Below are 23,687 nucleotides of genomic sequence, written 5' to 3' on the forward strand. Positions count from 1 at the left end.
ATATTATGCCCCCACCGTTAAGATAGTACCGCTGATGCTATACTCAGGAACTGGCAAATTACGAGGCGCAGGTTGACCCTTAAAAACACGTCCAGCTAAGTCATACTTTGAACCGTGACAAGGGCATAAAAATCCGCCAAACCAACTGCTACCACCCAAATCTGCTGCGCCGACATCAGGACGATAACCTGGTGCACAACCTAAGTGAGTACAAACCCCTTCACACACTAGAACTTCACTATTGTCTTTTGAACGGCTATTATTTTTGCAGTAGTCAGGTTGTAATGAACTTTCTGATTTTGGATCGGCAAGTGATGATTCTACTTTTGATAAATTATCCATCATCTCTTTGGTACGTTTGACAAGAAAAATCGGTTTACCACGATATTTGATAACAATCATTTGTCCTGCTTCGAGTTTGCTTAGGTCTTGGCTAACAGGTGCGCCCGCAGCTTCTGCTTTTGCACTTGGATACCATGAACGCACAAACGGCGTAGCAATAGCAGCGACACCGACTGCGCTCATAGCGGCAGTGGATGCGATTAAAACTCTTCGACGCTTAACGTCGACGCCTTCGGCATGGCTCATTAAGAACTCCTCCAGATTAATGAAGTGGGTAATCATATTCCCACACTGGGTTTGTGGCTATTGTAAATCAGTTGTTACAGAATTGCCACCTTAGCTGTGCCTAAATTACGCTAATTTTGCTATTTTATGCTATTTTTGCAATAAAATAAATTACCTAAGGTAAATAAAAAAGACCCTTGCGATAAACAAGAGTCTTTTTTGTAAACGCCAAAAAACGCGGTCGATACGAGAATTTCGACCACGAAAAATATTAACGTTTTGAGAATTGGGGACGTTTACGTGCTTTACGTAAGCCCAATTTTTTACGTTCAACTTCACGCGCGTCACGAGTCACAAAGCCCGCTTCTTTAAGCGCTGGTTTTAAAGTTTCGTCTGACTCAATCAATGCACGGGTAATACCGTGGCGAATCGCGCCTGCTTGACCATTGATACCGCCACCTTTTACAGTCACATAGATATCATATTTGCTAGCAGCATCTAGTAATTCTAAAGGTTGACGTACAACCATTACTGATGTTTCACGACCAAAGTATTGATCAAGTGGTTTACCGTTGACGACGATGTTACCTGTACCCGCAGATAAGAACACACGAGCTGTTGAAGTTTTACGACGACCTGTACCGTAATTGCGTTCCATGTGTTACTCCTTAGATATCTAATACTTGAGGTTGTTGAGCAGTATGAGGATGCTCAGTACCTGAGTAAACTTTTAACTTTTTAATCATCGCATAGCCCAATGGACCTTTTGGCAACATACCTTTAACCGCTTTGTTAAGTACGTCAGCAGGCTTATGTGCGATAAGTTTGGTAAAGTTAGTCTCTTTGATACCACCTGGGTAACCGGTGTGACGGTAGTATTTTTTGTCTTGCGCTTTTTTACCAGTCACGGCAACTTTCTCAGCATTAATCACAACGATATAATCGCCTGTGTCAACGTGAGGGGTGTAAGAAGGTTTATGCTTGCCACGTAAGCGTGATGCGATTTCGCTCGCCAAGCGACCTAATGTTTTACCTTCAGCGTCGACGATGTACCAATCGTGTGTCACTTCATGTGGTTTAGCACTGATAGTTTTCATGTTTAAAAACCTTTTTGAGTTAATAGTTGAGAGTGAGTGTCTGGGAAACGAGGGCTCTCAAAATTACGAACGCATATTATAGGGATTGTGTCAAGAAGTTGCAATATGTGCTTGTCACTTTGGCAAAAAAATATTTCGTAAATTTTTCAGTTATATCGCAATTTTTCTTGAATATCCTTTAAAGATATTTCCAGTAAAGGCAAGTCGTTTTGAATTTCAGCAATTCTATCTTCATCGTCAATTTCAATTAGTTCTTGTTGGTAGGCTTTAATACGATAGTCAATCGCTTCGGCTACAAAACTCCAGAATTTTCGAGGTAAAGTTATATTAATGTTATCCATAGTTTAAGTTCCAAATTTTTATGATGAATTATAGACCTTATAACCTATTAGTTGCTTAAAGAGATGATATGGAAGTGAGTCAATGGGAAGACCTTGAAAAATCCATCACGCAGGTCATCAAAGAATTAAAAACTTTCGAAGACCAAGAGTTAATTGTTATGGTATCAGACGATGGGGGCGAAACGTTCAAATCCGTAAAATTGCTTGGAAAAGATTTTATTGATGGTAAGCCTTATTGTGTTTTATTTGTATAAAAAAGGAATAAGAGCAAAGAAAGGGTGAGCTTATTCCTTTTTGTGTTGCTTAAATTTATACATTAAATCTAAAGTGCATGACATCGCCATCTTGCACGATGTAGGTTTTACCTTCGAGGCGAGATTTACCGGCCGCTGCCGCGCCTTTTTCACCGTTGTATTCAATAAAATCATCGAACGCAATCACTTCGGCGCGGATAAAGCCACGCTCAAAGTCGGTATGAATCACGCCTGCTGCTTCAGGGGCAGTCGCACCGACTTTGACCGTCCAAGCGCGCACTTCTTTGACCCCTGCGGTAAAATACGTTTGCATATTAAGCAGCTCGTAACCTGCGCGAATCACACGGTCAAGCCCTGCTTCAGTCATACCCATACTTTCTAAAAACTCTTGTTTTTCATCGTCATCCAGCTGGGCGATTTCTGATTCGATTTGGTTGCATAGTGCGACGACCAACGCATCATCTTTTGCCGCAAATTCCCGTACTTGGTCAAGATAAGGATTGTTGTCAAAGCCATCCTCACTCACGTTGGCAATATACATGGTCGGTTTTAGGGTGATTAAACCATAGCTGCGGATGATTTTTTTCTCATCCTCATCCAGATTTGCCATGCGCGCAGGCTTACCATCGGCTAAAAATGGCTCAATTTTGTTAAACACATCCAGCATGGCTTTGGCGTCTTTATCACCGCCTTTGGCTTTTTTACCGACATTGATAATCGCACGGCTCACTGCTTCAAGGTCAGCAAGCGCAAGTTCGGTGTTGATGGTTTCGATATCGGATAATGGGTTGACGCGTCCATCGACGTGAATCACGTTGTCATCATCAAAGCAGCGCACCACATGGGCAATTGCATCGGTTTCACGGATATTGGCTAAGAACTGATTACCCATGCCTTCGCCTTTGGAGGCGCCTGCCACTAGGCCAGCAATATCCACAAATTCCATTGAGGTGGGCACAACGCGCTCAGGTTTGACGATATCGGCAAGTTGTTTGAGACGTGGGTCGGGTACAGGCACAATCCCAGTATTGGGATCTTTGGTACAAAACGGGAAGTTTTCTGCCGCAATCTCAGCTTTGGTCAATGCGTTAAACAGGGTTGATTTACCAACATTTGGCAATCCGACGATACCACAATTAAAGCCCATACAATGCTCACTAAATAAAGGGTTAGTTAAATTTGTTGCATTATAACAACTTAGTCATCAGAATTCGACAGGCGATTGACGCATCAAAAAATTGAACCATCAAAAATTTAACCCATCAAAAATTTGTAGCATGACATAGACTACAAAAATTTAAATTGAGCGATTGGGCAGATTGCTGTCATACTCTTACCATGCTGTTGGTATAGTATTGCTATACTATTGTGAGAGTCTCGAGTTGTCATGAAATTGTCATAATGGGGCGTCAAGCTATGCTATAATGATCAGTTTGATAGTGATATGTGTCTGATGACGGTGAATGTTATCGTATACTGCACAACATTGATAATTATTCATTTTTATAGGAATGTTTTGAGTGACAGTCTCTGCTTTTTTATCGCATCAGCCTAGAAAACGTTTTGGGCAAAATTTTTTACATGATCAGGTGATTATTGGGAGAATTATTGACAGTATTCATGCAGGTCGCGATGATTTGATGGTTGAAATTGGTCCAGGCATGGGCGCGATTACTGAGCCGCTACTCAAGGAAGTCAATCGCTTGACCGTTGTCGAGCTTGATACCGATTTGGCAGACAGCTTGCGCATTCGTATTGGCGCCAATAGCAATGATGGCTTAACCATTGTCAAAGCCAATGCTATGGAAGTGGATTACCGTGCGCTGTTCAAGCAAATCATTCACGACAACCCTAATGCTACGGCTGACAAAAAAATGCGCATTGTCGGTAACTTGCCATACAATATTTCTACGCCGTTATTGTTTCATTTACTAAGTTTTGCCGATGTCATTGAAGACATGCATTTTATGCTACAAAAGGAAGTGGTTGATCGCATCACCGCAGAAGTGAATAGCCGAGAATACGGTCGTTTATCCATTATGATGCAGTATTATTGTGAAACTGATTATTTACTGACGGTGCCAAATGGGGCATTCAACCCCCCACCCAAAGTGACGAGTGCGGTATTTCGGCTCAGACCTTATCAACAAAAACCGATTGTGGCTGACAATGAAAAGCTGTTTGCCCTTGTGGTACGTGAGGCATTTAATCATCGCCGTAAAACACTGCGCGCGATTTTTAAAAAATCGCCGATTTTGCCTGCGGTCACAGAACACCAACTTGTGGCATGGGGACTCAATCCACTGGCGCGTCCCGAAACGTTATCAGTACAAGATTTTGTAACTTTAGCTAACGGCATCGCGGCAAACGGTATGGCAGCAAATGGTTAATTTTTTTGTAGGTTTTTAAAATTTTACTTTGAAGATGTATGAGGTGTTATGGGTTTTCGACATCAATTTGTCATTGGCGATATTCAAGGCTGTTATGCCGATTTGCAGGCACTGCTCAAGCAAATTGGGTTTGATGAACAGCAAGATAAATTATGGTTTGTCGGCGATATCGTGGCACGCGGTGAAGACTCGCTAAGTGCGCTACGTCTGGTAAAACGTCTTTGCCAAGCAGGGGCTGCCGAAATGGTGTTGGGCAATCATGATATTAACTTAATCGCAGTATGGCGTGGTGTCATAAAGATCAAAAAAAAGGATAGAACCCAAGCGATTTTTGACGCCCCAGATTGTGATGAACTACTTAACTGGCTTCGTCGCCAGCCGCTGCTTGTCTATCCCAATGATAAAACCGTGATGGTGCATGCAGGCATCCCACCAAACTGGAGTATTACCCAAGCAGCCATGCATGCGTCAGAATTGCAAACTCAGCTGCAAAGTAGCTTATGGCAACTCGATAGACTGCTGCCAAACCTGTATAGCGATACGGCTGTTCCTTGGTCAAATATGCTGACAGGCTACGCGCGTATGCGGGCGATTTGCAATTATTTTACCCGTATGCGCCTGTGTCAAATGGACGGCACGCTAGAGTTTAGCTTTAAATCCAGTCTCGATGATAAAATGCCAGAGGGGTTTCGTCCGTGGTTTGAATGGCAAGTGCCGCGCGAACGTAAAATCTTATTTGGTCACTGGGCGGCGCTAAAAGCCAAAGTCGATTTGGCAAATGCCCGAGCCACGGATGCAGGGTGTGTGTGGGGCGGCAGTATGATGGCATACCGCCTAGAAGATGAGCAGGTTATTTGTCAAACTTGTAAAGCAAAATAACCTTTCTTTGTAAAGCAAAATAACCAAAAGTTACTGAGCGAGCTGCAGCAGCTGTACAAATTCTTTGGGCAAACGAGTAGGGCGAACTTGGGTTTGCCCTTTTTCATCTTTACTAGTAGCCACGCATACAATACTTATCTCCGCTTGGCTTAAAAGCTGCTGGTGGCTATCATAGATCCGCTGCTCAAGCTGTAATGACGCAGATTTGCAGTCTGCCGTCTCAATCACAACGGTGACTTCGCTATCAAGCAGAATCGGACGCAAATAGCGGATGTTGGCTTGGCTCACTACAAATTGGATATCAGGTTTGCCACTATCGCTATGGTGAGTAACGTCTTGACTCACAGCCTCGGCTGAATGCGCTTGATAAAAATAACTGGTCATTCCCAATGCACGTAACCAATCGCGACGACAACGCTCAAACAGCTTTAAATGATTGGCGTGATACACAATCCCGCCTGCATCGGTATCTTCTAAATAAATACGGTATTGGTTGGCATAAACAGGCTGATTGCTTGATTGATTGTGGGGCTGATTCTGGAGCTGGGTCACGTGCTATCCTTAGGTTAATAATGTTAACAATAAGTCAGTAATTTTTAAAAACGCCAAAGTGATAGCATAAAAAAAAGAATGGCGTTAAACCATTCTTTTTTGAAAATGTGTAGTTTTTTATATCCACACTCATCAAGTCAATTGACGATGATTGACTTTGTCTAATTTTAACGCTTCCAAATAACTGCGGATATGGGTGACGTAATCTAAGCACTGCACGTAACGGCTATTGCTTTGGCTATTGACTTTTAAATACTGATACACGGCTGCCCAATTGTTACCATCAATACCGCGCTTTTCCAAAATCTGCTGAATATCTTTAATCGCTTGTGGACCCATATTGTATGCCGCTAGGGTAAACCATACCCGATCTGATGCTGGCACTTGGGCAAATTCATGTTGCAGCTGACTTAGATACTTAGCGCCCCCTTGGATGCTCTGCGTCGGGTCAGTCCGATTATCAACGCCCATCGCATTCGCAGTGGCATTGGTCAACATCATGATACCCCGCACACCCGTTGGCGAAGTGGCTTCTGCATCCAGATGCGATTCTTGGTACCCCATTGCCACAAGCAGTTCCCAATCAAGACGGTATTTGTTTGCGGTCTGCTTAAAAGATGGTTCATAGATGGGCAACACCCGTGTCATGGTATCGGCAAAATGTTGTTGATTAAACGGCTCTGCCAATGCTGTTTGACTATAAAACGCCGCTAAATGTTGATTACGGGTGAGCGCTTGAGCGCCACACAGGAAGTTTTTTACATCATTATTGAGTTTGACATCATTGGGGTTTAGCTGTATGGCTACATGTTCGTTGAGACCCTGCTGTGATAAATAATCTTTGTCACAGCTTAGACTGAGCGATGATAACGCAGTGGTGTTTTGGTAATCTGACACATTGGTTAAGGCGATATCGGCTTTGCCCGTTTTGACAGCCGCCATCGCGTCCGCATCAGTGGCAAACACTTGGGTGCTCAGGGTGACATCCAATCGCTTGGCATAATGGCGCATGACATCATAGCCAAAGCCGTGCTCAAAACCATCTTGAGCAAAATAGGTGGTATTACCATTGACGGTGGCAATATGCAGCTGCTTTTGAGACAGGATACTATCAAAAGTCGCCATTTTCGGTGTCGCAACCACGCTAGTAGGTGAGGCAAGGGTATTGATAGCATTGCCATTAACGATTTTGTCAGTAACACCTATCTGGGTTGCAACATAAGCTAAGGGCAAACCAATCCCCAGCACAGCTGCCAGCTTTTTACTGGCGCCCAACCATTTTAGCGGCTTGATAGAGCGCTCAATAAGACTAGCAGACGGATTAGCCTGTTGCGCCAAATCTTGCACATGGCTATACACCGCTGGCACACAAGACTGGGTAGTTTTTGGCGATATCACCCCACCCAAACAAGGCTTGAATTGAATCGGGAAGAATTGCAAGCGTTTAAATTGGGTCGCGTATTTACTAAAGCGTAATAAAGGGTGTTGAAACGGGTATGTTAAAGGGCTTAAAAATGCTTTGACCGACATCGAAATCGACGCAGGATAGGTCAAAGCCAAATCATCACAATACTCAAATGATGAGTTTAGCGGCATGTGTCACTCCACGGTGCACATACGTTAGATACGTTAAATTAATAAAAAACAACTATGCCAAATGAAAACATTTTGTGAAACTAAGAACCGAATCGATAGTTAAACCTAGTACCCGTCAAACTAGCACCAGTCAGCCAAGCCAAATAAGTACATGGCTTCCAACTATCTAACTCTATCCTAAATCTAGCCAAAAAAGCTTCCATCCAAAATAGGTCGTTATTAACTTAACGCTAAAAAAAGAGCCAAACAGGTTGGCTCCCCTTATACCTAGGACGGTGATAACTCCCTATCCATCGTAGAGAACTATCGAAATAAATAATAATCAAGTACAACCCGAAAAAGGGTTAAAATTTTTGTAAGTACAAGCCAACCAAATATAGTTTAATAAACACAAGCACTTATATAAAGAATTTAACGTAGGGTAACGTATGGCACGCATAAAATAAATAAACAATAACAATATTTACTGCATGGCATTACAGTTAGTTATATAAAACAATGGGGGTATTGTAGTGAAATTAAAGTTACCCGTCATGTTATTGACCGTAACGAATGGCAAATTTATGATAAAAAGCGTAAAAAACCCGCTAAAATGCAATTAACGGGTAATAATTAGTCAATAAACTGCCCGATTTTACACAGGATTATCGATATCGACAAAATCAACGGTCAAAGCAAGATTTTCTTTGACATAATTTCCCAATGCAAGCACACCACCTCGCTCGGTGGCATGATGTCCACAAGCAAAATAATCAATACCCAACTCACGGGCTATGTGAGTCGTTCGCTCTGATACTTCACCGGAGATATAGGCTTGACAACCCATTTGTGCCGCTTGCTCAATCATATCCTGTGCGCCACCCGTACACAGACCGATGCGCGAAATTGCTTGATTACCCCCGGATAGATGTAGGGGCGGACGGCTTAAGGTAGTCGATAGTTTGTTGGTGAGCGCTGCAATCGACAACGGCGCTGCTAAATCCACGATATTACCAATCGGATGTTTTTCGTCAGGATATAGCGGCGACAAATCACGCCAGCCCAACGCTCGCGCTAATTGGGCGTTATTGCCCAATTGGGGATGGGCGTCTAACGGTAAATGATAAGCAAGTAAAGAAATACCGTGTTGCATCAACAAACGAATACGCTTGCCTTTCATGCCAATTAACGGCGCAGGTTCACCTTTCCAAAAATAGCCATGATGCACCAAAATCGCTTGGGCGCTGTGCGCAATCGCTTGTTCAATGAATGCCTCAGAGGCTGTGACACCGGTGAGGATGTGCTGTATCGGCTGTCCACCATCCACTTGCAGACCATTGGGACAATAATCTTGGAATTCACTAATTTTTAATAGCTCATTTAACCGATGAGCCAATTGAGTCGGACTCATTGAGGTTGCGGGTTGATTCATTGTAGTTTCCAAAATTGTATCTTTCAAAATTCTGTCTTCCAAAATCGTATCTGCCAAAAAAGTCATCATATTTCTATCGTGTTCAGTGTTTCATCAATTATTTTGGTAGCTTGCTTGCCGTGTCATTTGGGGTGATATTGTCGACCGCCTTTTGCACCACTTTTTCTTTAATTGCCTGTTTTTTCTCTGCAATTTCTTCATCGGTCAGTTTTTCCGTATGACTGATATTGTCGATATGGGGCGTAGTAGCATGCGGATGTTCTTCTGGCTGTGATGTCAGGGCAGTTTTATGTCCATGGTTATTTTTACCATCGTTTGCAATCGGTTTATCATCATAGATAATATTACCATCGCTATCGATGAGCGCATACTTCATCGGCTGTTTACGCGGGATAAAAAAGTCAGAGGGTTGGGTCATCAAATGCGAAGCGACCAATTCAAATAAGAATTTCCACTCAAAGACTTTCACATTACGAGCGCGTAGGGCGGTCATTAAGGCGAGTGAAAAACTCACCAACAAGTTAATCATACCGATGACCATCACCCCAAATAGGCTAACCAAAATAATACCGATTTCTGGGAACTCGCCCGTGTTGGCATAAATGTTAAAAATCCCGTGAATAAAGTTGGCAGACGCAAAGGCAATATGGCGAATATCGAGCGGTAAGCCAAAAATATAACCGATGGTCGCCGTACTACCCAAAAAGCAACCGAATAAAAAGTTACTCATAATCGCACCCAAATTGCGCTCGATAAAATCGCTAAAGCGCAATAATGTCACAGGTCTCATTATCCGTTTGAGGGTGGGATGGTTGCGGATACGCTCGCCAATTTTGTTGTGTACTGCAAGATTATCGTAATAGCCTGCAATCAATCCTGAAATATACAAATACACCCCAGCAATCGCGGCATGAAAGATAGCAAGCGAGGTAAACGGGTTAAGATCATGCAGTAAGTGCTCTGCGCTAGCTTCCGATGTTAACGGACGACCCAGCCCATACAGCCACATGGATGAAATCAGTAGCGCAATCGGCATTGCAATTGAGATATTACCCATAATAGCAATAAATTGGGTGCGCATGATATCAACGACCAATTCGGTCAGCTTGGTAAATTGCGCCGCTTTGCGCCCTTTTACCTCGGAGATGGTTGAAGCAATGGCGGCAGCTGTCATGGCAGGCTGTTTGGTCGCCACTGTACCACCAATGATATGAATTGCCACAAAGCCAAGACCATAAATCATACTGTTTAAAAAAGCCACGCCAAACGGTGCTAAGGGTAGGGTCTTCCCTAGGATTTTAAGGGTCGCCATAAAGCCGATGAGTAAACCACCCAATGCCGCTTTTTTATACATACGCCGATAGCCCGCTTTATCGGTACTGATATAATGCTCGCCGACCTTACTGGCAGTCTCAGTCACACGGCGCGATAAGAGCGCGGTATTGATGCCAAATAAATATCTAAAACTACTGCGGTGGTATGAATCTTCATACAATGTATTAATAAGCTCTATGATGGTTTTTTTCTTGATATGATCGTTGTCAGATAGTAGTGACACCAACAATTCAAGACGCTGCAAGCTTTGCTCAAGGCGCACCAACATATTGGTGGTACGCACAGTAATACCCGTTCGATGAATACGGCGACGGATGTTTTGCATCATAGTGCGCGCTTGGTCGGTCAACACTAAAATTTGACTGCTATCCACTTCAGGCTGGGGCATCGCTTGCTCATCCCCTGACTGCATGCTGAGCTGGTATTGACTGACAAATTCAGCGACTTCGCGATTGAGTGCAATAAAAGTATCTTGGTTGTCAATCGGATTGGGAAATGCCTTTATTAAATCGGCATTGAGCCCAATGCCGTTGATACGCGCAGTTAAAATAGTAATGGCTTTGAGCACATTGGCTTCAAGCGCTTGCACTAACGCTTCTTTGCCTGCGGGTACTTTAAGGATGAGTATCAGTTCAATCCACCAATGCTCATTGATTAAGCGCACCCAGTAACGGGTTTTTGGTGTGGCAAAAAACGCATTAAATAGCGCAATCAAATCGCGGTCATCAGGTACGGAGGGTAATAGCTTTTCACCGATCAAATCAAAAAATTGCGAAGTAAAGCCAGCATCTGACAAAATACCCAAGTCCGTGTATAGCGACACCTGACGATAACGATTAATCAAGGTAAGCATAAACACACAAAACCCTTCTGCCCACACACGATTGCTGCGTAGTAGCCGAATAAATAGCGCCATCTGTTCATTGGCGGTTGTAGCATCATCTGCACGGTTGCGCAGGGTATCTAGCAGTTGTTTAAATAGGGTAACTTGCGGAAAATCACGCAGCGCATTGATTTCGTTTAAAATAGTAGTTAAACGCGCTTCTAAGGTTGGCATCACCTTTAATTGGTCTGCCATATCTGCCGCATCATAACGATGTTGGGCATTGAGTAAAGCATCTTGATTATTAGGTTGCGATAAATTCGTCAAACTAACCTCGAAGTAAACAGAAAATTGAATCGTTTTTTTAAATAGGGTGAATCACAACTAAATAGGGTGAATCACAACTATAAGAAAAAATACGAAAATAGATATCTTAAGATGAAAATTTAATCGACTCATCGGAAAAAATCCATCATTTATTTGCAACAAAAATCTTATGGGCTGAGGTTTTAAAGACAGTAAGGGATAAAATAACGCGACGTGTTACCGCATTTATGTATTTGAGAAAACAACCTGACTGATTATCCTCATTGATTATCTAGCTGCAGCGATTATACTATGGTTACTCTGTTGACTGATTTTTTTCTATGGCATCGACTATAACCTCTCAATCAAAAAGCACTAAACAACCCAATACCGAATCAACACCCAATGAAGTAACCCAATACTACTATCCAGACCCCGTCAACCAACAGGTGATACAGCAGTGGCTGTTTATGGATTTATTGCCGTGGCAACAGTCAACTTGGCAGTATTTGACCACCCATCTAGACGCCTTGCCGCACGCAATGTTGTTTGCAGGCAATGCAGGGACGGGTAAACGCGCCTTCGTGTATCGGTTTGTCGCATGGGCTTTGTGTGAGAATCAACGGGTCAATGCACAAGGTGTCACAACTGCCTGTGGGCAATGCCAAAGTTGCCAATGGCTGATCGCCAATACCCACCCCGATCTTTATCAAATTCCCACACCCACCGTGGCGCGTGACGCGTCGCCTAAACCTAAAGCAAACAATGCCCTCGTGGCGCAAGCCCCAACCCATCAGTCAGGTTATAGCATCAAGATTGACGAAATTCGGGAATTACAGCCTTTTGTCACGCAATCGAGTGGCGGATTAAGAATCGTGGTTATTCACCAAGCGGATGCGATGACTCTAGCAGCCAGTAACGCGCTGCTTAAGACCTTAGAAGAGCCTGCCGAGAATGTATTAATGCTGTTAATTAGCGATAGTCCTTCGCAGCTACTGCCAACGATTCGCTCGCGGCTACAGTCATTTTCGGTGAGCCATGTCACCCCCGATCAGTCAATGCAAGCGATGCAGCAGTTATTGCCAAATACCGATACTGCAACGCTACAACAAGTGAGTGAATTGTCTGGTTATGCGCCTTTTTTGGCACTACAAATGTTACACAGCGAATGGTATCAACACCGCCAAACTTGGATAAACAGCTTTCAAGCCGTTCGTAGTGGACAACGTACGCCTGTACAAGCCAGCAACTATTGGCAAAAAACGCTGACATTGACGGACTTTTTATACTTGTCGCAAGCTTTGTTAGTGCCATTGGGGCAATTTGCTGTCGGTATCTCAGCGTCAGTCAATGACTTAGATTTTGGCAAGCTGCAGCCACCACCGACATTAAAGCAAATTAGCCAGTTACAACAGGTCATCGATCAAATCTGGCAAGATAGACAGCAACATATCCAAGATAAGTTATGCTATGATAAAATTTTTAGCACCATGCTTGATTGCTAATCTATTCAATTAATCTATATTATTTATCATTCACCATGCGTTAGTAAAAGGAATAGTGATTATGGCAATGCCATCTCGTGGCGGTATCACCACCATTAACTATGATACGATCGAAAAATTGTATGCTAGCTATCTGCCTTTTATTGAAAACGGTGCGTTATTTATTCCTACAAACCAGCAGCAACAACTAGGCAGTCAAACCTTTGTGGCAATTACTTTGCCAAATTCGAGTGAGAGAATGCCGCTGCATGGTAAAGTGGTGTGGGTCAACCACCGCGCACAAGCCCAGCGCCCCGCAGGCTATGCATTACAGCTTGGCAAAGATGAAGCAGGTTTACGCATCAAAAACGAAGTCGACCGCCTTCTAGCAGGTCATATCAGCTCCGATAAACCCACCTTTACGCTATAAATTTTGGAAATTCTAGAAACTCTGGCAGTTTTAGCCTGTGATTGTTAAAGGTGAGCGATTGTTAAAGGTGAGCGAATGCTTAATCCTGTAAGTCGCTAGCTTTTTTCTTCTATCGCACAATGGTTAATCATCACTCTGCGTAGCGGTACATTTCTCATTTTTAGCCCCTTTTTTGTGCATTTTTTCATTGGCAAAAAATGATACGCAATGTAGTCAATGCTTGTGCCAAATCACTTGTATAAAATAGCTTTCAGGCGTAAAATATACGACTATTTTTGCTTTGTTCATAAGAATGGCATGTCACAAACGTTAACGCAACCGTCTTTTGATGTAACTAAAGAAGATTTAACCGCAAGCCTGCCCGTCATCACCGTTGATGGCTCAAGTGGTGCAGGTAAAGGTACATTGACGGCAAGACTGGCAAAGCTACTGGATTATCAAATTTTGGATTCAGGTGCGCTGTACCGGATTGTGGGGCTTGCAGCCCACCAAGCGGGTTTGTTAACCGGCAGCATTGATGAAGCTGCACTAGCTGATTTAACCCAATCGTTAAAAATTGAGTTTGCAGCCGCAAAAGCGGGTTCTGAGCATGTGACAGTGCTCGTGAATGCCAACGATGTGAGTGAAGTGATTCGCACCGAAGAAGTGGGTAACTTTGCGTCAAAAGTCGCAGTATTCCCGAAGGTGCGTCAAGCGCTATTAGAGTTACAAAAAAATATGGCAACGTCGCAAGGCAACCCAAAAAAGGGCTTGATTGCAGACGGGCGTGATATGGGCACAGTGGTTTTTCCCGATGCGCCGCTGAAAGTTTATTTAGTCGCATCCTCTGAGGCACGAGCCGAGCGCCGTGTCAGTCAGTTAACCCATGCTGGCAAACAGGCAGATTTTGACGAAATTTTGGCACAAATTATTGCCCGTGATGAGCGTGATAGTACACGCAGTGCCTCACCGGCTAAGCCTGCCGATGATGCGATAGTGATTGATAGCTCAGCCATCGATGCTGAGCAAGTGTTTAACCAAGTTTGGCAACTGTGTGTTGAGCGTGGTTTGACAATTAACTAACAGTTTTTTAACTAACAGTTTTTAAAAGTTTTATCGATTTTTTATAGGCACTAAAACCAGCCTTATGTTTATAAAAAATCTTAATTTGAACCGTACTGTGCTGGACAGGCTACGGCTATACAAAGGTAAATTTTATGATGGAATCATTTGCTGAACTGTTTGAAGCAAGCCAAGTACTTGATGTAGAACGCGGTGCAGTTATCTCTGGTCAAGTAGTTGCGATTGATAGCGACTGGATTACCGTAGATACGGGTCTAAAATCAGAAGGTATCGTTGCGCGTTCAGAATTTTTGAATGAACAAGGCGAGCTTGAAGTAGCAGTTGGCGACCAAGTTCAAGTCGTTGTAGATGCGGTTGACAATGGCATGGGTCAAACCCTATTGTCACGTGAAAAAGCAAAACGTGCTGAAACTTGGAACGTACTTGAAAAACTTTACGAAAACAATGAGATCGTAACCGGTCTTATCTCTGGTAAAGTTAAAGGTGGTTTCACGGTTGATATCGGTTCAGTACGTGCGTTCTTACCAGGTTCATTGGTGGACACTCGCCCAGTACGCGACACGGCGCACTTAGAAGGCAAAGAGCTAGAATTTAAAGTCATCAAACTGGATCAAAAACGCAACAACGTCGTTGTTAGCCGCCGCGCTGTGATGGAATCTGAAAACTCAGCAGAGCGCGAAGCACTACTATCTAACCTTGAAGAAGGTCAAGAAGTGGTCGGCGTGGTGAAAAACTTGACTGATTACGGTGCATTCGTAGACCTAGGTGGTATCGATGGTCTATTACACATCACAGATATGGCATGGCGCCGTATCAAGCACCCATCAGAAGTGGTTGAAGTGGGTCAAGAATTAAAAGTTAAAGTATTAAAATTTGACCGTGAACGTAACCGTGTCAGCTTAGGTCTAAAACAACTAGGCACTGACCCATGGCAAGACGTTCTTAACAACTATCCAAAAGGTACTAACGTTAAAGCACGCGTCACTAACCTGACTGATTATGGTTGTTTTGCTGAAATCGCTGATGGTATCGAAGGCTTGGTACACGTTTCTGAAATGGATCATACCAACAAAAACATCCATCCTTCAAAAGTGGTACAAATCGGTGACGAGATCATGGTTCAAATCCTTGATATCGATGAAGACCGTCGTCGTATCAGCCTAGGTATCAAACAAACCATGCCAAACCCATGGGAAGAGTTTGATAAGAACCACCAAAAAGGTGACAAAGTGTCTGGTACTATCAAATCAATCACTGACTTCGGTATCTTTATCGGTCTAGAAGGTGGTATTGATGGTCTAGTTCACTTATCAGACCTTTCTTGGACTGAAAGTGGTGAAGAAGCGATTCGTAACTACAATAAAGGTGACACCGTTGAAGCGGTCATCTTGTCTGTAGATGCAGAAGCTAACCGTATCAGCTTAGGTATCAAACAACTTAACAGCGACCCATTCAACGAATACCTAGTATCAAATGATCGTGGTGCGGTAGTGAAAGGGGTAGTGACTGACGTTGATGCCAAAGGCGCTAAAGTAAAACTAGCTGACGATGTAGAAGGCTACTTACGTGCTTCAGAAATCCAACAAGACAAAGTAGACGATGCGACCACTGTACTTAATGTCGGTGATGAAGTTGAAGCGAAAATTGTCAGCGTTGACCGCAAAACTCGCGGTATCAACCTATCAGTTCGTGCAAAAGACGAAGCAGAGCAACGTGATGCTATCAAAGCATTAAGTTCAAATGCAGCAGCTGATACACAACCAAAAACCATTGGTGACTTAATCAAAGAGCAACAACAAAACCAATAATCGGTTTTGTGAGTAATAAAAAAAGCGACTAACTTAGTCGCTTTTTTTTATTTTCACCTTTTAGGTAATAAAATGGAATATTTAGTCTAAAAAAAGCCGACGAATTTAAGGTGGTTTTGTTATAATATGCGAAGAAAAGTAATAAAATGTAATTTTTCATTATTATGATTGTTGATAGATTGCTGGATGAAATTGGACTGTAACGAAGTTTTTAAAACCATCATTCTGTAATTTAGACTATGACAGTTACGTTTAGCGTGTTAGGGGTAGTATGGAAAAAGTGTTAAACAAATCTGATTTGATCGCTAGATTATCAAGTGAATGTGAGAATATACCAGAAAAAACCATTGAGGACGCCACCAAGCAAATCATTGATTTGATGGTTGATACCTTATCTCAAAATGGACGTGTCGAAGTACGCGGTTTTGGTAGTTTTAGTTTGCATCATCGTGAGCCACGTGTGGCGCGCAACCCTAAAACAGGCGAAAAAGTGACCGTAAAAGCAACGGCGATACCCCATTTTAAACCTGGCAAAGCATTGCGAGAGGCAGTCAATCATCATCGTTAGTTGCGGTTTTTGAGTCATTTAACGTTATTGAACTTACGCTATGGTTTAATATATGATTGATCAAAAAAGAGTGGACAAAAAATCCACTCTTTTTTTTGAATTATCTGCAATAATAGTGGCATTCAAAAATGTAGATTAATTAAAATAACCAAGGAGAAAACTATGCGTTATCTGTTAGCGATTTTGTTGTTCGTGGTCGTCGGTTATTCATTGATGCTGGTATTGGTGAATAACAACCAAGTCGAAGTAAATTTACTGTTTAGTCAAGTGCCACAAATGAGTTTGGGGTTACTGCTGATTATTAGCATCGTTTTAGGGGTCATTGCGGGGCTATTGATAGGTGTGATTTTATTTCGTGTGTTACAGATGAAATTGGAAAATCAGCGCTTATCTAAAGAGTTAAAGCAAACCCAAGAAAAATTGATGCAAACGCAGCATAATTATGAACAGCATTTAGCGCAAACCAGCAATGCAACGATTGCCCCTACCGCAGCCAACCCTAATTTACCACCCGTACGATAAGCAATGTATGCTATCGAATTGAAAAAACGAGTCAGTTTGTTATGAATCAAGTGGCAGTAGCGCAAGCAACATCACTCATCAAATCCGCCATCAAGTCACCCATTATTGTGGCATTGGATAACATGGATGACCGTCAGGCATTAAGCTTGGCGGATAAGTTAGACCCTACCTTGTGCCGATTAAAAGTTGGCAAAGAGCTGTTTACCAAATATGGTAGTAGCTTAGTGACATCCTTACATCAGCGTGGTTTTGAAGTGTTTTTGGATTTAAAATTTCATGATATCCCCAACACAACCGCGCAGGCGGTCTTAGCGGCGGCTGATTTGGGGGTGTGGATGGTCAATGTGCATGCCAGTGCAGGGCGCAGCGCCATGCAAACGGTGAAAGCGCGTCTATCGGCGCAACACTACCAAACCTTAGTGATTGCGGTGACGGTGCTAACTTCTATGTCACAGCAAGATTTGGCTGAAGTGGGCATCAGCGACTCGATAGAAAATCATGTCAAGCGACTAGCATTATTGACGCAGCAATCTGGGCTTGATGGGGTGGTTTGCTCTGCACAAGAAGCCAATGTGCTTAAACAGCTTTGCGGCAAGAATTTTCTGTTAGTCACGCCAGGTATCAGACTACCAGAAGACGCCAGTAATGATCAAACGCGGATTTGCACGCCCAAAGATGCCATAGCCAATGGGTCTGATTATTTGGTCATTGGGCGGTCAATCACGGCGGCAGCGGATCCCACCGCAAAACTGCACTATATCTTGGATACGTTAAAATAATCCATCTCGAGTCATGTATGCCAGTACGTTTTCAAGTGTTAAGTGATTTACATATTGATAGCTATGCAAGAAGGGATTTGCCCATTGGTGAAATCCCTTACACAAATGCGGATGCTATTTTAGTAGCGGGCGACACATCCAATGGGCTTTTGGGCATCGAATGGCTCATTGGCGAATCAAAGCGACTTGAGAAACCAATTTTTGTGATTGTGGGCAATCATGAGTATTTTGGTCATAATATTCTTGATTTGGATGCCCAAATAAAGACATTGACCCAAGATACGCAAGTGCATTTTTTACAATGCGCGAGCTTTGAATTTATGGGTGTTAGAATTATTGGTACAACGCTTTGGACGGATTATCAATATCAACCACAAGATAATACGTTGGAGATTGCTCAGCAGTTTATGCGCGATTATCGCGAGATTTATTATGATAACCGACTGTTAACGCCCCAAGATACTGTAGCTATTCACCAGCGGCAGAGGGCATGGCTGCAGAATGCCTTAAAACAAAGTGAAAAAGATGCTATGCCCACCGTGGTCATGACACATCATAGCATCAGCCCATTATCTATCGCGCCAAAATATGCCAATTTTCCCAGTAATGCAGGATTTGTCGTTGATTTGAGCGAATGGTTACAGAGCGATTTTGCGCCTGATATTTGGCTGCATGGACATACCCATGAAGCCTTTGATTATCAGCAAGGTCATACACGTGTTATTGTCAATCCCAGAGCCTACCCCAATGAAATCAGTAGTACCGGGATAGTTTTTGACTGGCATAAAGTCATTGAAGTCATGGTATGATTGGCACGTTTTCACAGAAACATCCCATTTAATCGCTTAAATTTTTTGACCTCATCAATTTATAGTATCAATTTATGGTGCAAAGATAAAAAGATATAAGGAATGCGTATTTAAATGTCTAATTCAATCAACACCATGCCTGCTCATTTACCGCCCAGTATGATTGACTCGGTCAAGCTACTGCCGAAACATGAGCGACTAATACTATTTACCCGTCATTCATTGCGCGAAATGTCAGATAAAAATGGCTTTGCCAGTTATGCTCTGCCACTAACACCAAAAGGCAGAGTGTTGGCGGAGTCTTGGGGGCGTTGGTTGGCCGCCAATTTAGATTACTCGATGGATGTAGATAGCATCAGTAGCCCGATACAACGTTGTATTGATACCGCGATTTTAATGCAAGCAGGGGCTGGCATCTCTAGAAATGTGTCGCACCAATCACTGTTGGTAGAGCCAGGTAGTTTGGTGGTTGACCATGAAGAAGTGAGTAAGGTATTCAAACAAATTGGTGCGCTCAATTTTATCAATCGTTTTTTGGCGGGCGACATGGCAGGGATTAAAGCGCCACATAAAGGCGGTTTGGATTTATTAGCGCTTTTATTTCAGCATCAGCCAAAGCACGGACATTTATTATTGGCGGTTAGTCATGATACGCTATTGTCAGCGTTTTTAGCGGTGATGATGGGCGTGGGTGAAATTAGCTGGGATGACTGGCCAAAAATGATGGAAGGGGTGTTTTTGTGGTTTGATGATAAACCTTTTAGTGAGGCAAAAGTACATTTTATTTGGCGCGGGCAGTGTTATGAACGCCGATTGATTGAATTGTTAGACCCATTTTCAACCTCTTATCCGTTAGAAGACTAATTGATACCTAACAAACCCACAAAAATAAAGGTAGGACTTTATCCTACCTTTTTTGACACAGTCAACCTTTAAACATGTTTATGTGTTAATCAAACATGTTTGCCTTTTAAATGATTAACCAAATTTTCAATTTGCTGCGCATGATTGCGAAGTTTATCCTCAATGCCACTAAACTGATCTTTTAGCTTATCATCGACTTCATGAATACGCTGGGCAAACTCATTTTTTTTCATCTCAATCGCTTGCGTTTTTAACGCTTGCCATTCTGCAATTGTTTGTTTGAAGGCTTGTTGTTCACTGTTTAAACGATCTTTTATCACTTGAAAGTTGCTGGTTAAATTCCCTGAAAAAGTCGCAACTTTTTTCTCAGCACGTTTGAATGCCATTTCTGTTTGTGCATGCTGAATGGTAACGTCCGGGACACGTTTTAAATCCCAAGTTAAACCGATTTTTGATAAGCCATAAATAATCCATTTACTAGGATCATATTGCCACCATTTTACCCCATTGCGATAGTCATATTGGAAAAAGTGGTGGTAGTTATGGTAGCCTTCGCCCCAAGTGAAAATCGCTAGAATCGGATTATCACGCGCGGTGTTGGTATCGGTATAAGGACGGGTACCAAACATATGGCAAAGCGAGTTGATAAAGAAAGTAAAATGATGGCTTAACACCAAACGCAGTAGCCCTGCAAGCACTAGGGTACCTGCAATATCACCCACCATCCAACCAAACAGCGCTGGCAACCCAATATTGGCTAATAAAATCCATAGGGCATAATATTTATCTTGCGCCACTAATACAGGATCAGCTTTTAAATCTGGGATGTTTTTGTAATCATAGTGACCGCTTGGGTAGTTTTTGAGCATCCACCCGATATGTGAGAACCAAAAGCCACGCTTGGCAGAGTAGGGGTCTTGATAGATATCATCGACGTGGCGGTGGTGCAAACGGTGTCCTGCACACCAGTCAAATACTGAGCCCTGAACAGCTAAGGTGCCGCCAATCAGAAAGAACCATTTGACAATCGGATGCGCTTGGTAAGTACGATGTGACCATAAACGGTGATAACCAACGGTAATACTTAACCCATTCCAAGCCATAAAGAATGCGAAAATTGCCCAAACTTGCCAACTGACGCTATGTGTCCACAAGTAATAAGGTACAATCAATAAAGCCGCCAAAGGCGTGCTAATTAAGACAAACGCAGGGATCCAATTGATGGGCGCGTTTTCAAAAGATTGAGGTTGTGTCATAGAGATAAATGTCCTGAGGATGATCAAAATACGACATGTATTTTTTTAATCATTGACGCTATATTGTACTGAAAAAGTGGAAAAAAGTGAACACATATACACTCAAATTCCCGACAATTTTGTTAAATTGATATCGATAAACTTACTGTAATATGAATGCTTTAGCCAAAAAATTCAATTAAAAATTTTAGCTACAAAGATATTTTAGACAGACGGTAAAGTTTTGGTTTGACAAATAATCCGAAAGCAAGTTTGCCCCTCACCTGGCACATATTCTAGATTGGCATAGTTTGCCTGACAAAAGGCCTGCGACAAATAAAGCCCCAGACCCGTGCCCTGATTATCGGTGGTAAAAAACGGATTAAATAAATACTGAATATTTTCTTTGGCAACGCCGTGACCTGTATCTATCACATCAATATGAATAAATTTGCCAGATTTATACACTTGAAGGGTGACAAAAGCATGAGGCTGGGTTTTGCTACTAAAACGCAGCCCGTTATTGATAAGGTTGACCAAAATCTGTGCTAACTGATGGTTATCAAACATAAAGCCTTTGTCAGTATGGCAGTGCAGAAAAATATCATGGCCGCTAAAGTTTTCTTGTATAAAATCGTTTAGCCAAGTTTTGGGTTCAATATAAACAAAATTAGGGCGCTGCTGACGAGATAATTTAAGCACATCTTCGATGATTTTATTGACCCGAATGGTTTGGTGATAAATCATCTCATATAGCAAGATATTATCATCGGATAAGCCGCTGTCAGCCTCATTAACTTCCTCCATTAATAATTGACTGGCTTGGCTAATGGTTGCCAGCGGGTTACGAATCTCATGGGCAATACTGGCGGATAATTGCCCTAGTGACGCAAGTTTTAACTGCTGTGCACGGCTAAACTCATGGCGTAAATCTTCAATAAAAATAATGGCATATTGCTGTCTTAATTGAGTGATACGAAGTCGCAAGTCATTAAAACTTTGGTTATTAGGCTCAATGCCAACGGCTAAAGGTGTACTAGTGGTCGGTACATCGAGCCGCACTATTAAAGTTGCTTCAGGCTCTTGGATGATGGGTGCAAGTCTTGCAGCTAATAGGGGGGAAATATCTGGCAAATTAAAATTATCAAGTGTCTTTGGCAAATGTAGTTGGTCGATTGCGGTATCATTGGCGATAAAAATTTCTAAATCGTGGGATAGTACTACCACGCCTTGGTCAATGATTTGCACGATTTTATTGTTAATGGCATTTAGTGCGTTGACTTCATTGACTTGGCGCTCAGAGAGCCGCTCAATTTGTTTAAGTCGTTTGGATAACGTATAACTTAAATAAGCCACCCCGATAAAGCTAATCGCCATCGAAGCCACGTTGTTGACTAGCGCGTAGTTAACATCGTTTTTTAGGGTTTGATAAAACTGCTGATAAATTACCAGCGTAATGGCAAAAATAGTCAGCAAAATAGCTTGGTTGGAGCGCACCAACATAAAAGCTGCGGCAACTTGCACCAAAAACAGCAAAATGACTTGTAAATCATTACCACCGCTAAAATACAACAAGGTAGTGAGTACTAGCGCATCAACGGTTAGCCCGACCATCAACAGCGGATTTTTGGGATAAAAGTAATACAAAATAAATAAAGCAATACTAAACAAAAAATAAAAAAAAGTGGGAAAAAGATTAATCAATACCCAATAGTCATGCTGGGCAGTTTTTAACGCCAACATAAAACTAAAGGAAAAAAAGATAGCAATAATAATGCGGTAACCATTGTAGACGTTACCGATTTTTTTGGTTTTATCGTGGGTGCTTGGCTTGTCAAATAGCGATGAAAACGCAGGATTGGTAATCATGGTTTAGGGTTGAATTAAACCGTGACGCATAGCCAAATGGGTAAGTTTGACATCACTGTCGATATTAAGCTTTTCAAAAATACGATAGCGGTAGGTATTGACTGTTTTGACACTTACAAACAACTGATCGGCGATTTGCTGTGGACTTTTGCAATTGACCACCATCATCGCCACCTGCATTTCTCGCTCACTTAGCGTATCAAATGGCGACTCTGAATTGTCAGTGAATAAAATATCAGCAAGCTGCTCGGCAACATCGGCGCTAAAATAACGCCCGCCTTGGTGGACTTTTTTGATGGCTTTAATCATCTCATCAAGCGGTGTCCCTTTGGTGATATAGCCACTCACCCCTGCTTTGATGAGCATGGAAGGGTAGGGCTGCTGAACTAGAGAGCTGACCGCCAAAATTTTGGTGTTTTTATCGGTTTGCAGCAAGCGCTTGGTGACTTCTAACCCGCCAATGGTAGGCATATTGACATCAAGTAATACCACATCGGGTTTTAATTGTTTGGTTTTGATAATCGCGGTTTCACCATCAGCAGCCTCACCAATTACATCAATGTCAGGGCTATCTGAAAGCATCCGTACGATACCCATTCGGACTAAATCATGATCGTCAACGACCAATACTCTAATCATCATTTTTTATCTCCACCGCGCTTATCTTTGCTTATCTTTATGCCAACAAAGTTTTGTATCAACAAGA

The 23,687-nt window shown here is 42.5% G+C and carries 24 protein-coding genes; 12 read left to right on the top strand and 12 right to left on the bottom strand.

Annotated features, from left to right (window positions below):
* Positions 1 to 3: 3 nt before the first annotated feature.
* The 4 genes from petA to LAJ61_RS08745 form a co-directional block, all read right to left on the bottom strand.
* The gene (gene petA, locus LAJ61_RS08730; RefSeq protein WP_224053601.1) at positions 4 to 588 is read right to left on the bottom strand and encodes a ubiquinol-cytochrome c reductase iron-sulfur subunit; all 585 of its coding nucleotides are present in this window, start codon (positions 586 to 588) and stop codon (positions 4 to 6) included.
* A 250-nt stretch (positions 589 to 838) separates the two neighbouring features.
* Positions 839 to 1,225: a 30S ribosomal protein S9 gene (gene rpsI / locus LAJ61_RS08735; RefSeq protein ID WP_007116510.1), complete on the bottom strand. Its 387-nt coding sequence runs from the start codon at positions 1,223 to 1,225 to the stop codon at positions 839 to 841.
* A gap of 10 nt (positions 1,226 to 1,235) precedes the next feature.
* Complete coding sequence (rplM, locus tag LAJ61_RS08740; RefSeq protein WP_036601896.1) at positions 1,236 to 1,664, bottom strand: 50S ribosomal protein L13; 429 nt, start codon at positions 1,662 to 1,664, stop codon at positions 1,236 to 1,238.
* Between the two features lie 146 nt (positions 1,665 to 1,810).
* On the bottom strand, positions 1,811 to 2,005 hold the full coding sequence (locus LAJ61_RS08745; RefSeq protein WP_224053602.1) for a hypothetical protein: 195 nt from the start codon (positions 2,003 to 2,005) through the stop codon (positions 1,811 to 1,813).
* Between the two features lie 68 nt (positions 2,006 to 2,073).
* Here LAJ61_RS08745 and LAJ61_RS08750 point away from each other — a divergent pair, with 68 nt between their 5' ends.
* Positions 2,074 to 2,259, top strand: coding sequence for a hypothetical protein (locus LAJ61_RS08750; protein ID WP_224053603.1), 186 nt, complete (start codon positions 2,074 to 2,076; stop codon positions 2,257 to 2,259).
* A gap of 55 nt (positions 2,260 to 2,314) precedes the next feature.
* Here LAJ61_RS08750 and ychF read toward each other — a convergent pair whose 3' ends face one another.
* Positions 2,315 to 3,406, bottom strand: coding sequence for a redox-regulated ATPase YchF (gene ychF / locus LAJ61_RS08755; RefSeq protein ID WP_224053604.1), 1,092 nt, complete (start codon positions 3,404 to 3,406; stop codon positions 2,315 to 2,317).
* Positions 3,407 to 3,779: 373 nt separating this feature from the next.
* Between ychF and rsmA the strand changes: the two genes are divergently transcribed.
* Together rsmA and LAJ61_RS08765 are read left to right on the top strand one after the other, a co-directional pair.
* A complete protein-coding gene (gene rsmA, locus LAJ61_RS08760) occupies positions 3,780 to 4,649 on the top strand; it encodes a 16S rRNA (adenine(1518)-N(6)/adenine(1519)-N(6))-dimethyltransferase RsmA (protein ID WP_224053605.1) in 870 nt (289 codons plus the stop codon).
* A gap of 48 nt (positions 4,650 to 4,697) precedes the next feature.
* The gene (locus tag LAJ61_RS08765) at positions 4,698 to 5,528 is read left to right on the top strand and encodes a symmetrical bis(5'-nucleosyl)-tetraphosphatase (RefSeq protein ID WP_219330975.1); all 831 of its coding nucleotides are present in this window, start codon (positions 4,698 to 4,700) and stop codon (positions 5,526 to 5,528) included.
* Positions 5,529 to 5,558: 30 nt separating this feature from the next.
* On the opposite strand, the gene LAJ61_RS08770 is transcribed toward LAJ61_RS08765, so the two are convergent.
* From LAJ61_RS08770 to LAJ61_RS08785, 4 genes are all read right to left on the bottom strand, one after another.
* Positions 5,559 to 6,080 carry a thioesterase family protein gene (locus LAJ61_RS08770; protein WP_224053606.1) on the bottom strand — a complete coding sequence of 174 codons (522 nt, stop codon included), beginning with the start codon at positions 6,078 to 6,080 and terminating at the stop codon, positions 5,559 to 5,561.
* 132 nt (positions 6,081 to 6,212) lie between these two features.
* Positions 6,213 to 7,676 carry a transglycosylase SLT domain-containing protein gene (locus LAJ61_RS08775; RefSeq protein WP_224053607.1) on the bottom strand — a complete coding sequence of 488 codons (1,464 nt, stop codon included), beginning with the start codon at positions 7,674 to 7,676 and terminating at the stop codon, positions 6,213 to 6,215.
* A 634-nt stretch (positions 7,677 to 8,310) separates the two neighbouring features.
* The gene (locus LAJ61_RS08780) at positions 8,311 to 9,087 is read right to left on the bottom strand and encodes a Nif3-like dinuclear metal center hexameric protein (protein ID WP_409034963.1); all 777 of its coding nucleotides are present in this window, start codon (positions 9,085 to 9,087) and stop codon (positions 8,311 to 8,313) included.
* Between the two features lie 97 nt (positions 9,088 to 9,184).
* Positions 9,185 to 11,572 carry a site-specific recombinase gene (locus tag LAJ61_RS08785; protein ID WP_224053608.1) on the bottom strand — a complete coding sequence of 796 codons (2,388 nt, stop codon included), beginning with the start codon at positions 11,570 to 11,572 and terminating at the stop codon, positions 9,185 to 9,187.
* 320 nt (positions 11,573 to 11,892) lie between these two features.
* Between LAJ61_RS08785 and LAJ61_RS08790 the strand changes: the two genes are divergently transcribed.
* The 9 genes from LAJ61_RS08790 to LAJ61_RS08830 all read left to right on the top strand — a co-directional run bounded on the left by LAJ61_RS08790 (position 11,893) and on the right by LAJ61_RS08830 (position 19,877).
* Positions 11,893 to 13,056 (top strand): DNA polymerase III subunit delta', encoded by a 1,164-nt coding sequence (locus tag LAJ61_RS08790; RefSeq protein WP_224053609.1) that lies wholly within the window; start codon positions 11,893 to 11,895, stop codon positions 13,054 to 13,056.
* Between the two features lie 61 nt (positions 13,057 to 13,117).
* Positions 13,118 to 13,465: a PilZ domain-containing protein gene (locus LAJ61_RS08795; protein WP_007116499.1), complete on the top strand. Its 348-nt coding sequence runs from the start codon at positions 13,118 to 13,120 to the stop codon at positions 13,463 to 13,465.
* 297 nt (positions 13,466 to 13,762) lie between these two features.
* Complete coding sequence (gene cmk, locus LAJ61_RS08800; protein ID WP_224053610.1) at positions 13,763 to 14,527, top strand: (d)CMP kinase; 765 nt, start codon at positions 13,763 to 13,765, stop codon at positions 14,525 to 14,527.
* A gap of 137 nt (positions 14,528 to 14,664) precedes the next feature.
* Positions 14,665 to 16,335 carry a 30S ribosomal protein S1 gene (gene rpsA / locus LAJ61_RS08805; protein ID WP_167512159.1) on the top strand — a complete coding sequence of 557 codons (1,671 nt, stop codon included), beginning with the start codon at positions 14,665 to 14,667 and terminating at the stop codon, positions 16,333 to 16,335.
* Positions 16,336 to 16,606: 271 nt separating this feature from the next.
* On the top strand, positions 16,607 to 16,903 hold the full coding sequence (locus LAJ61_RS08810) for an integration host factor subunit beta (protein ID WP_062334394.1): 297 nt from the start codon (positions 16,607 to 16,609) through the stop codon (positions 16,901 to 16,903).
* Positions 16,904 to 17,065: 162 nt separating this feature from the next.
* Complete coding sequence (locus LAJ61_RS08815; RefSeq protein WP_007116364.1) at positions 17,066 to 17,425, top strand: lipopolysaccharide assembly protein LapA domain-containing protein; 360 nt, start codon at positions 17,066 to 17,068, stop codon at positions 17,423 to 17,425.
* Between the two features lie 77 nt (positions 17,426 to 17,502).
* Entirely contained in the window at positions 17,503 to 18,204 is a 702-nt protein-coding gene (pyrF, locus tag LAJ61_RS08820) for an orotidine-5'-phosphate decarboxylase (RefSeq protein ID WP_224054840.1), read from the top strand.
* 17 nt (positions 18,205 to 18,221) lie between these two features.
* Positions 18,222 to 19,013, top strand: a complete 792-nt coding sequence (locus LAJ61_RS08825; protein WP_224053611.1) for a metallophosphoesterase — start codon at positions 18,222 to 18,224, stop codon at positions 19,011 to 19,013.
* Positions 19,014 to 19,127: 114 nt separating this feature from the next.
* A complete protein-coding gene (locus LAJ61_RS08830; protein ID WP_224053612.1) occupies positions 19,128 to 19,877 on the top strand; it encodes a histidine phosphatase family protein in 750 nt (249 codons plus the stop codon).
* 89 nt (positions 19,878 to 19,966) lie between these two features.
* Here LAJ61_RS08830 and LAJ61_RS08835 read toward each other — a convergent pair whose 3' ends face one another.
* From LAJ61_RS08835 to LAJ61_RS08845, 3 genes are all read right to left on the bottom strand, one after another.
* Complete coding sequence (locus LAJ61_RS08835) at positions 19,967 to 21,133, bottom strand: acyl-CoA desaturase (RefSeq protein WP_224053613.1); 1,167 nt, start codon at positions 21,131 to 21,133, stop codon at positions 19,967 to 19,969.
* Positions 21,134 to 21,337: 204 nt separating this feature from the next.
* On the bottom strand, positions 21,338 to 22,981 hold the full coding sequence (locus LAJ61_RS08840) for a sensor histidine kinase (protein ID WP_224053614.1): 1,644 nt from the start codon (positions 22,979 to 22,981) through the stop codon (positions 21,338 to 21,340).
* A gap of 3 nt (positions 22,982 to 22,984) precedes the next feature.
* Complete coding sequence (locus LAJ61_RS08845; RefSeq protein ID WP_204156641.1) at positions 22,985 to 23,620, bottom strand: response regulator; 636 nt, start codon at positions 23,618 to 23,620, stop codon at positions 22,985 to 22,987.
* Positions 23,621 to 23,687 lie beyond the last annotated feature (67 nt).

The sequence above is a fragment of the Faucicola osloensis genome (assembly GCF_020041925.1).
GTDB lineage: Bacteria > Pseudomonadota > Gammaproteobacteria > Pseudomonadales > Moraxellaceae > Faucicola > Faucicola osloensis_D.

What these genes read in the sequence shown, in the direction of transcription:
- LAJ61_RS08745 (WP_224053602.1), bottom strand. Translation starts at nt 2,005, where the DNA reads ATGGATAACATTAATATAACTTTACCTCGAAAATTCTGGAGTTTTGTA.
- LAJ61_RS08775 (WP_224053607.1), bottom strand. Translation starts at nt 7,676, where the DNA reads ATGCCGCTAAACTCATCATTTGAGTATTGTGATGATTTGGCTTTGACC.
- LAJ61_RS08815 (WP_007116364.1), top strand. Translation starts at nt 17,066, where the DNA reads ATGCGTTATCTGTTAGCGATTTTGTTGTTCGTGGTCGTCGGTTATTCA.
- LAJ61_RS08750 (WP_224053603.1), top strand. Translation starts at nt 2,074, where the DNA reads ATGGAAGTGAGTCAATGGGAAGACCTTGAAAAATCCATCACGCAGGTC.
- LAJ61_RS08810 (WP_062334394.1), top strand. Translation starts at nt 16,607, where the DNA reads ATGGAAAAAGTGTTAAACAAATCTGATTTGATCGCTAGATTATCAAGT.
- LAJ61_RS08835 (WP_224053613.1), bottom strand. Translation starts at nt 21,133, where the DNA reads ATGACACAACCTCAATCTTTTGAAAACGCGCCCATCAATTGGATCCCT.
- cmk (WP_224053610.1), top strand. Translation starts at nt 13,763, where the DNA reads ATGTCACAAACGTTAACGCAACCGTCTTTTGATGTAACTAAAGAAGAT.
- LAJ61_RS08780 (WP_409034963.1), bottom strand. Translation starts at nt 9,087, where the DNA reads ATGAATCAACCCGCAACCTCAATGAGTCCGACTCAATTGGCTCATCGG.
- rplM (WP_036601896.1), bottom strand. Translation starts at nt 1,664, where the DNA reads ATGAAAACTATCAGTGCTAAACCACATGAAGTGACACACGATTGGTAC.
- rpsA (WP_167512159.1), top strand. Translation starts at nt 14,665, where the DNA reads ATGGAATCATTTGCTGAACTGTTTGAAGCAAGCCAAGTACTTGATGTA.
- petA (WP_224053601.1), bottom strand. Translation starts at nt 588, where the DNA reads ATGAGCCATGCCGAAGGCGTCGACGTTAAGCGTCGAAGAGTTTTAATC.
- LAJ61_RS08845 (WP_204156641.1), bottom strand. Translation starts at nt 23,620, where the DNA reads ATGATTAGAGTATTGGTCGTTGACGATCATGATTTAGTCCGAATGGGT.
- LAJ61_RS08765 (WP_219330975.1), top strand. Translation starts at nt 4,698, where the DNA reads ATGGGTTTTCGACATCAATTTGTCATTGGCGATATTCAAGGCTGTTAT.
- LAJ61_RS08825 (WP_224053611.1), top strand. Translation starts at nt 18,222, where the DNA reads ATGCCAGTACGTTTTCAAGTGTTAAGTGATTTACATATTGATAGCTAT.
- LAJ61_RS08790 (WP_224053609.1), top strand. Translation starts at nt 11,893, where the DNA reads ATGGCATCGACTATAACCTCTCAATCAAAAAGCACTAAACAACCCAAT.
- LAJ61_RS08795 (WP_007116499.1), top strand. Translation starts at nt 13,118, where the DNA reads ATGGCAATGCCATCTCGTGGCGGTATCACCACCATTAACTATGATACG.
- rpsI (WP_007116510.1), bottom strand. Translation starts at nt 1,225, where the DNA reads ATGGAACGCAATTACGGTACAGGTCGTCGTAAAACTTCAACAGCTCGT.
- LAJ61_RS08840 (WP_224053614.1), bottom strand. Translation starts at nt 22,981, where the DNA reads ATGATTACCAATCCTGCGTTTTCATCGCTATTTGACAAGCCAAGCACC.
- LAJ61_RS08830 (WP_224053612.1), top strand. Translation starts at nt 19,128, where the DNA reads ATGTCTAATTCAATCAACACCATGCCTGCTCATTTACCGCCCAGTATG.
- ychF (WP_224053604.1), bottom strand. Translation starts at nt 3,406, where the DNA reads ATGGGCTTTAATTGTGGTATCGTCGGATTGCCAAATGTTGGTAAATCA.